This window comes from Marinobacter sp. NSM (assembly GCF_052380025.1).
GTDB lineage: Bacteria > Pseudomonadota > Gammaproteobacteria > Pseudomonadales > Oleiphilaceae > Marinobacter.
Map to the genome: position 1 here is coordinate 1 of NZ_JBQTCK010000019.1, position 1,307 is coordinate 1,307.

Annotated in this window: 1 protein-coding gene; it reads left to right on the top strand. The window is 59.8% G+C overall.

What is annotated here, in order from left to right; all coding sequences use genetic code 11:
- The first annotated feature begins 98 nt into the window (after window positions 1-98).
- Window positions 99-1,304, top strand: a complete 1,206-nt coding sequence (locus tag ACTZWX_RS17780; protein WP_444715050.1) for an ISL3 family transposase — start codon at window positions 99-101, stop codon at window positions 1,302-1,304.
- The last annotated feature ends 3 nt before the right edge of the window (window positions 1,305-1,307 follow it).

Here is a 1,307-nt window from a genome sequence, read left to right on the forward strand (position 1 = left end):
GGTTCATCGCGGATTAGCGGGAACGGAATTAGGTGGCGGCGGGAGATCCAAGTTAAGTTGTTTGTGCGACCAAGCAACAAGACAAGGACTCCGCCGCCATGCTCGATGCTACGTTCCCCGGCCTTTGCTGGGAAGGATTTCAGCTCTCTTCCTACACTGAACTGCCAGATTCTCACTGTCTGATCAGGCTCCAGCCTGACCCTGCCCACCTCCCACGTTGCCAGCATTGCTGCGCGCCCTGCAGGCAAGTCCATGACACCAGCCAGCGCCGGGTACGTGATCGCGACCTGTTCGAGTACAAGGTCTGGCTGGAAGTCCCCGTCCGCCGAGTGCGCTGCTCACGTTGCGGTGTCGCCACAGAACAGCTGACCTGGCTGGCGCCTCGCGCCCGTATCACGCGCCGGCTCCAGAAGCATGTGGAGGTGTTGCTGACCCTCTTGCCCATCAAGCACGTGGCGCAGCTGACAGGTCTGCACTGGCACACGCTCAAGACGCTCGATAAGGAGCGCCTGGCGCGAGACTTGCCGACGCCTGAGCTCAGCCAAGTGCGCTACCTGGCGATGGACGAGTTCGCACTGTTCAAGGGCCATCGCTACGCCTCGGTGGTGATGGATGCTGAGCGAACACAGGTGCTTTGGGTCGGTGAAGGCCGGTCACGGGAGGCGATCCGGCCCTTCTTCGAGTGGCTCGGTGAGCATTGCCAGCATATTGAGGCCGTAGCCATGGATATGAACAGCGCAATGGACCTTGAGGTTAAGGCGCACTGCCCTGGGGCAAGAGTGGTGTATGACCTGTTCCATGTGGTGGCGAAGTTTGGCCGACAGGTGATCGACCGTGTGCGTGTCGATCAGGCGAACCAGCTGCGACACGACAAGCCGGCCCGCAAGGCTGTCAAACGCTCTCGCTGGCTGCTGCTGCGCAATCGGAACAACCTTCGGCAGGACCAGTCTGCACAGCTTGAAGAGCTGCTGGCGCTCAATCAGCCGTTAATGCTGGTCTACATCATGAAGGAACAACTGAAAGGCCTGTGGTACGCCAAAAGCGAGCGCGCTGCGCGATGGCGATTCACCCACTGGTGCAGGCAGGCTATGGCCAGCGGACTCAAGCCGCTGAGCCACTTCGCCCGCTGCTTGATACCCTACGCGGAGGGCATCATTGCCAGCGCAAGCTACCGGCTCAATACCAGTGTGCTAGAGGGGGTAAACAACAAGATCAAGGTCATCAAGCGTATGGCCTACGGATTCCGGGATAGCGACTACTTCTTCCTGAAGATCAAAGCCGCATTTCCCGGTAAACCGCGATGAACC

Bases quoted from the DNA above. Each gene is read 5' to 3' on its own strand.
- ACTZWX_RS17780 (WP_444715050.1), top strand. From the start codon at position 99: ATGCTCGATGCTACGTTCCCCGGCCTTTGCTGGGAAGGATTTCAGCTC.